Raw genomic sequence first — 6,665 nt, 5'->3', positions numbered from 1 at the left:
GCACATCAATCTGACTGGCGACTATGTCTGGCGGCAGGATCGGTTGCCCGCGGACGGGCGGTTTCGGCCGCTACGCCTAGGGGCGAAACATTAGCGTACGATTTTTTCCGAATTCTGCGGTGACCCCTGAAGGGATTTTGGCAAGCGCTGACCGATCACCTGGCCACTTGCGAGGCCGGCGGTGACGACACGCTGGCGGACCTCTAGCGCTACGCCGCCGCAGATCGATGGGTGCCCAGCCATGTATCCGGCGCCCACGGCGCGGTCAAGCTCGGAGAGGTTTACGTAACCGGCTCCGCCGATTTGGCCCAGCGCGCTCGGGCGCGAGGCTGGACAGTGGTCAAGCTCGATGAAGTGACCCGCGCGCTCTGGCGGAAAAAGGGTGCGCTGGACCTGGATGCGACCTTTCGCCGCGACTGGGACACGGCACTCGCGAGCTTCAATACCTTGGGGGATGCAGTGCCTGAGCTGAAGGCCGTGCTGTCGGAGCAGGCCGAACGACGGAGCTATGCCCAATTCGTCAGCGGGCTGCACCTGACCACGGACGAGGACCGCGAGGCAGTTCCTTGTCTGCATTGGGATGGTGTGTTGTACCTGGATCAGGCGCAGCTCGAAGCCCTGTCTCACCGTGAGAGGCTGCGGTTGATCCTGACCGAGGCCACTGCGGCTGGCTGGCTCAAATGCAGTCTGGAGGAGGCGCTGGAGAAGGTCGCGGACGCAGCGTTAGAGGAGCGGCGTCGCGCGGTGGCGGCAGGTACCAACCTCGCGGAACGCCTGTTGCTGGCCGTAGCCGATAACTTGGATGCGCTTCGGGCCGCACTCGGCGAGGCTGCCTGTCGCGCGCTAGCCGATGAAGCCTCGCCGGGACAGGTCGCGGCGTTGGCGCTCGACATGCTAGGGCCGGCGGTGTTGCAGGAAAGCAATATCCGGGCGGCCATGGCGGCAGCCGACCTGCGTCCTCCGTCGCGCTGGGGGACGGATGAGGCGCGTGCGTTCGTCTTGTCGCTCGGATTTCCTGAGATTTTCGCGCAGTCGCAGTCGCGCCGGCTGGAAGCCGAATTGCTGATCGCGGGGCCTTTTTCGCTTCCAGATCTGCATGAGTATCAGGTGGATGTATCAAGATCCCTGAAGGACCTGATCGACAGCGGGAGCGGGCGGCGGCGCGCGGTGGTCAGCCTGCCCACCGGCGGCGGAAAGACGCGGGTCACCGTTCAGACCTCAGTGGAGCTGATTCTGAAACCAGCCGGCGCACGGCGGGTCGTCCTCTGGGTGGCGCAGACCAATGAACTCTGCGAGCAGGCGGTCCAGTCCTTCCGGCAGGTGTGGCAGAACCTCGGGACGGAAGGGGAATCGCTACGCGTGATCCGGTTCTGGGGTGGACATGGCAACCCGGCAGAGCCGGCGAACGCCGAGCCAACGGTGGTGGTGGCCTCGATCCAGACCTTGAACAGCCGCTTCGATGGCCCCGCGCTCGCCTGGCTCGCAAGACCGGGTTTGGTCGTGGTGGATGAATGCCATCACGCCATCACGCCGAGTTACACGTCACTGCTGCGCTGGCTGGACGCCGAGACGCTCCACTCTAGTGCGCCGCCCAAAGACGAGCCGCCGCTGGTCGGTCTCAGCGCGACGCCATTCCGAATGGACGACGAGAGCCGGCGTCTCGCCAGGCGCTTCGATGAATGTCAGTATCCACGGAATCAGGAAGGCTTGACCGAGCGGCTGCTCGCGGGCGGCTTCCTAGCCCACGCCGACTATCAGGCATTGGAGACGGACACGACCATATCTGCGGACTTGTTGGCTGATCTCGATAGTCTCTGGGATGGCAACGACGGGGCGCGATTCGATGGAGTGCTGGAAAGAGTCAATCAGGAGCTCGCTGCCAACGATGCCCGCAACGCTCGACTGATAGAGACCCTGCAAGCCACCGACGCCCAACAGATCTTGTTCTTCACCAACTCGGTACGGCACGCCGAGGAGATGGCCGCGAGGCCCTGCCTGCTCGGCATCCCGGCTGCGGCGGTCAGCGGCGAGACTCCGGCCACCGCTCGTCGCTGGTTCCTGAATCGGTTCAAGGACGGCGCCTTGCGGGTTCTGTGCAACCACAGTGTATTGGCCACCGGCTTCGATGCACCAAGCACGGATCTGGTGCTGATCGCCCGCCAGGTGAAGAGCCCGGTCAGCTACATGCAGATGGTCGGGCGCGGGCTGCGGGGACCGCGTAACGGCGGTACCGAGACCTGTACCATCCTGACGGTATTGGACAACCTCGGGCGATTCCGGGAGCGGCACCCGTTCCACTACTGCCGGAACCTGTACCGGCGCGCCTGAGCCACCGTCGTCGAGGCCCCGGCGCTGCGGGTTCCATGTGTTTCTTGACCTCCACAAGCGGGCGACAGCCGCACCCAACGGGCCTTGCCGGCGATCATGATGTTTCATCAGAAGGACGTCGATCACTGCCTACTCGTCCGACGGCTCGAAGTAATTCACGACATCCATCCGCTGACGGAGAACGCCGATGATGTCGATGCCGGTGTCGCGGACCAGGTAGAAGATGACATGCGCGCCTTGCGGATAGCTGCGGTAACCCTCCCTGATGTCCGGACGCGGCTTGCCGAGCATCGGATTCTCGGCCAGCCAGGCGAAGCGCTTATCCATCTCTCGTAGGTAAGCGTCGCGCTGCTTTCGACCCCAGGTTCCTAAGGTATAACGGGCGACGTCGCGCAGGTCACTCGCCGCCCTTGGCGTGATCCGGAACGCGCGGCTCATGCCTCCCGATCCGACTCGGCCAACAGGGCATCGATCGAATAGTCTGTGACGAACTCGCCGCGCAGCGCCTGTGCCTCGCCTTCGGCCAAGTGCGCGCGCAGGGCCGCTAGCCGACTGTTGCGCTCTTCCAGGTGCCGCAGAGCATCGCGGACGACCTCGCTCGCGGAGCCGTAGCGGCCGCTTGCGATCTCGCGCTTGATGAATGCCTCCAAATGCTCACCGAGGCTCAGACTGGTAGTTGCCATAATCAGGACCTTGATATTCGCTTTTAGCAAATATGAATATATACGATGCCGCGCGGTCGAACTCTGGTCAAGCGGAGACGGGGAAACCAACGAGTGGGGCGATGTCCGGAGGCGACTGTTTCCGCAGGCGGTCCTGGCTTAGTGGCCGACTTAGCGCGGCTGGACACACGAGGGTCGGCCCTTCGGGAAACAAACCTTACCCCAGGAAGTGCGACCGGCTGCTTTGGGGCGGTGAGCGGCCCTCTCCGAGAGAAGGGTGAGAGCCAGTAATTCGCCTACTCCGGGTTTCCCAACAAACGGGGGGCGGTGACCGGATCTGGGACGGTTGAGTCAGTCCCCGTTGGAGCGCCAGTGACCGCTTCGAGCAGGCAGCGGTCGCTGACGCGTTGACCGACGCGATCCGTCGTGCCGACCGTGTCCGCCGCGGCGATCAGTCCAAACGAGCGGGACGAATGCCGCGACGTACGACTCGCTGAAAAGCCCGAGAGAGCACCCGCAAACCGCCAAGCACCGGAGCCGATTGGTCAGATTCTGGGGTTTCAGGCGATTTCGCCTGAAGAAAGCCCATGCAAACGCACAGGAAACTGGAATTCGCGGCTCAAAGGGCGTTTTTGATCCATTGGACCGTTTTTTTGGTGCAGAAACCGCCGATGGGCGCGTCGGTCGCGTGCAGACGCAGCGTCCGCCGCCGACGACACTGGACGACGATCAGACCGCTTCCTGAGCGGCACCCGGAGCGCCGTTGTCCTCCTGGCCAGGGCGCCTCTACGCTAGACTGGGCGCACAGCCGCAGGCCGTGCGGACGGACCCTCATCGTGTCTAGCCGTCACCTGAAACGGTCGCCGGCGCCGGCCCTTTCACGGCCCCGCGTACTCCACCCCGGCCCCTGGAGGCGTCCCCATGCTGGACTTCGAGCTCACACCCCACCATGCCGGACTGCGCCTGTGGGGCAACGCGGTTGGCCTGGAGCGCCTCTACGCGCTGGTCCATCGCCTCGTTGCCGACAGCCCCCTGATTGAGGACAAGGAGGGCTTCGTCCTCGGCCTGGCCGACGACCTGCGCAAGGCCTTCGAGGGGCAGCGCGCGCAGGTCGACCGCATGGACGCTCTGGGGCACCGCTACCGCCTCTACGGTGTGGAGATCCTCTGGCCGGTCCTCCTGATTCAGGCGGCCCTGCTGCGCGAGGCACTGGGGGGCCTGCCCTCGAGCCGACTCGACCAGGCGGTTCTCTATGAGCTGGAGCACGTCATCGAATCGGCCGCCCGCGCGGCCATGCCGGCGGCTTGGGAGGAGACCCTGCACGCGGCACGGCGGGCCTGCCTGGCTCCCTACGTGCACCTGGACCTGATCCTGGACAGCCGCTGCCTCTACTTCATCGAGACCCCGGTGGAGCGGCGACGCGCCGTGCTGTCGAAGCTGATGGAGACCTTCGACCTGGCTTACGGAATGCTCGCCGAGCAAGGCGTCGCGCTACGCCCGGGTGTCATTCCACCCAGCGCCTTTGCCAGCGACGACCGCGACTGGCCAGACTTCGAGTGGTCGGTAGACGACGCATGACAAGCAACGCCGCTGCGCTGCCAACCCTGGTGCTCAACCGCCCCTTCGTCGCCGAGGTCCTGGCCGAGGCAGCGCCCTGCATCGCCCTCGGCATGATCACCGAGCGCGGTCAGGACTTCGCCTGCTTCGCCCTGCATCTGGACATCCCCCTGCCGCCCGATATCGCCGCGGCAGGGTTCGATCTCGGGCACTCTGTGCTGGGAACGGACGCTTGCGAGGCGATCCAGTTCAGCTTCGCCTTCGCCGGCTTCGCCACCTACAACACCCTGCTCAACCCCAGCCACCTGAACGTCCAGATCGTCGTGGAGCACATGCTCACCCACGGGGGCTACTTCATCCTCATCATCGGTCAGGGTGGCCAGGCCACGGTGTTTCGTGCCGACCTGGGACCGGGCACCTTGGAAGGCCTGAAGGCCAACCAGGAGCGCCTCCTCGGCTCGACCACGACTGCGGCGCACGATGGCGCGATGGTGGCGCAATTCCGCGCCCAGCCCTCGCCACCCGGACAGTGGCTCGAGTGGGTCTGTCGGGACAGCCCCGCGGCGCTGTGCCCAAGCGCCGACCCGCTCAAGCTGTCGCCGAGCGGTTTATAGGAACCGCTATTCAGCATGAAGGGTGAGCAGCGCACTGGCCCACGTTCCTTGTTGTTCAATCATCCTCGGCTTGACCAGTCGCACCATCTGCACCATCTGCACCAGTTGGTGCTATGCTCGGCTCATGAAACGCACCACCATCACGCTTCCCGACGACCTCGAGCAGGCCTTGGAGCGCTTCGTCGATGAGCAGGCGGTCCCCGTGCAATTGACCGCCGTCGTCCAGGCGGCCGTGCGCGAGTACCTCGGCGAGCGCGGTTATCTGCCGAGCGCCTCGGCGCTGCGTATTCGCCCCGCCCAACGGGGCAGTGGTCACGACGACGTGAGCGTCTCACACGATCGTTACCTGTCCTCGACGTGACCCGGGCCGTTCTCGCCGATACCGGACCGCTGTACGCCGCGGTCGACCCCGATGACCAGTATCACGCCCGCTCGCAGGAACAGCTGCAGATCCTGGCGGACGAGGGGCGATCAGTGGTGCTCGCGTACCCGATTCTGCTGGAAACCTACACCCTGATCCGCTATCGCCTCGGCGCCACCAGCGCCTTCTCCTGGCTGGAGGACGTGCGAGAGGGCAGCGCCTGGGTCAATCCGAGCCCACAGGACTACCGCGAGGCGGCCGCCTGGGTGGGGCGCTTTCCCGACCAGTCCATCACCCTGTTCGATGCCACCCTGGCGGTCGTGGCGTCGCGCTTACGCCTGCCGGTGTGGACCTATGACCACCACTTCGACACGCTGGGAACCTTGGTCTGGCGTTGAGCATGGCAGGGCGCTCCATGCCGGCCAGAAACCGTCCTGCCTCTGCGTAGCTCCTCGGACGGCCCGCAGACGGGCAGGGTGCCTTCAAGGCGGTCAGGACTTCCCCGCGCACCTGCACTTGGCCGATGTCGAGGTCGACGGCGCCGCTGGGGGCGTCGGTGTCAGCAGGCCCGTGGCGGCGATGAGCCCGAGCACACGACCGAGGGTGCGACCTTTCATGGTTAGGCCGCTTCCATCGCAGGCAGATTGTCGGCCATCCCCAGATCGACCCGTTCGCGCAGCTCCTTCCCCGGCTTGAAGTGAGGCACATAGCGTGCGGGTACCGCCACCGTTTCACCGGTCTTCGGATGGCGCCCGAGGCGGGGAGGGCGGTCGTTCAGGGTGAAGCTCCCAAAGCCGCGGATCTCGATCCGCTCACCGCGGGCTAGGGCCTCGGTCATGCGCTCCAAGAGGGCTTTGACGGCCAGCTCGATATCGGGCTCGGGCAGCGACTCTGGGTCGTTCGCGAGTTGTGCGATCAGCTCGGTGCGGGTCATCAGGCGGTGGCTCATCCAGATCATGAAAGATACTGGCGCTAGTGTATCGACCAACGGGGACAGCCGGAATGCCGCAGAGACGCCGCTGGGTGCATCCGCAGAAGGCTCGCTACGACCAGGTCGATCTCGTGCAGGACCTGCTAGGCGACTGGACGCTCGTGCTCTGCTGGGGTGGGCTCGGCTCGGGTCAACGCGGGGCGGGATGCGCA

The 6,665-nt window shown here is 65.3% G+C and carries 8 protein-coding genes; 5 read left to right on the top strand and 3 right to left on the bottom strand.

From position 1 onward, the window contains the following. Positions 1-231: 231 nt before the first annotated feature. Positions 232-2,328, top strand: coding sequence for a DEAD/DEAH box helicase family protein (locus tag CKO23_RS23460; protein WP_200335760.1), 2,097 nt, complete (start codon positions 232-234; stop codon positions 2,326-2,328). A gap of 129 nt (positions 2,329-2,457) precedes the next feature. Here CKO23_RS23460 and CKO23_RS23455 read toward each other — a convergent pair whose 3' ends face one another. Both CKO23_RS23455 and CKO23_RS23450 read right to left on the bottom strand, forming a co-directional pair. Then, a complete protein-coding gene (locus tag CKO23_RS23455) occupies positions 2,458-2,766 on the bottom strand; it encodes a type II toxin-antitoxin system RelE/ParE family toxin (RefSeq protein WP_200335759.1) in 309 nt (102 codons plus the stop codon). Further along, a complete protein-coding gene (locus CKO23_RS23450) occupies positions 2,763-3,011 on the bottom strand; it encodes a type II toxin-antitoxin system ParD family antitoxin (protein ID WP_200335758.1) in 249 nt (82 codons plus the stop codon). Before CKO23_RS23450 ends, CKO23_RS23455 begins: the two co-directional genes overlap by 4 nt. Positions 3,012-3,911: 900 nt before the next feature. Here CKO23_RS23450 and CKO23_RS23445 point away from each other — a divergent pair. The 4 genes from CKO23_RS23445 (at position 3,912) to CKO23_RS23430 (ending at position 5,920) form a co-directional block, all read left to right on the top strand. Next, complete coding sequence (locus tag CKO23_RS23445) at positions 3,912-4,568, top strand: DUF6904 family protein (RefSeq protein ID WP_200335748.1); 657 nt, start codon at positions 3,912-3,914, stop codon at positions 4,566-4,568. Next, on the top strand, positions 4,565-5,161 hold the full coding sequence (locus CKO23_RS23440) for a hypothetical protein (RefSeq protein ID WP_200335746.1): 597 nt from the start codon (positions 4,565-4,567) through the stop codon (positions 5,159-5,161). Before CKO23_RS23445 ends, CKO23_RS23440 begins: the two co-directional genes overlap by 4 nt. 124 nt (positions 5,162-5,285) lie before the next feature. Further along, positions 5,286-5,522 carry a hypothetical protein gene (locus tag CKO23_RS23435; RefSeq protein WP_200335744.1) on the top strand — a complete coding sequence of 79 codons (237 nt, stop codon included), beginning with the start codon at positions 5,286-5,288 and terminating at the stop codon, positions 5,520-5,522. Beyond that, positions 5,519-5,920 carry a type II toxin-antitoxin system VapC family toxin gene (locus tag CKO23_RS23430; RefSeq protein WP_200335742.1) on the top strand — a complete coding sequence of 134 codons (402 nt, stop codon included), beginning with the start codon at positions 5,519-5,521 and terminating at the stop codon, positions 5,918-5,920. The genes CKO23_RS23435 and CKO23_RS23430 overlap by 4 nt, the downstream gene beginning before the upstream one ends. Before the next feature lie 221 nt (positions 5,921-6,141). On the opposite strand, the gene CKO23_RS23425 is transcribed toward CKO23_RS23430, so the two are convergent. Then, positions 6,142-6,456 carry an integration host factor subunit beta gene (locus tag CKO23_RS23425; RefSeq protein WP_200335740.1) on the bottom strand — a complete coding sequence of 105 codons (315 nt, stop codon included), beginning with the start codon at positions 6,454-6,456 and terminating at the stop codon, positions 6,142-6,144. Positions 6,457-6,665: the final 209 nt, after the last annotated feature.

Origin of the sequence: Thiocystis violacea, assembly GCF_016583565.1 — a bacterium.
GTDB lineage: Bacteria > Pseudomonadota > Gammaproteobacteria > Chromatiales > Chromatiaceae > Thiorhodococcus > Thiorhodococcus violaceus_A.
The sequence above is the reverse complement of the archived record's forward strand: the minus strand, read 5'-3'. Positions and strand labels throughout refer to the sequence as shown.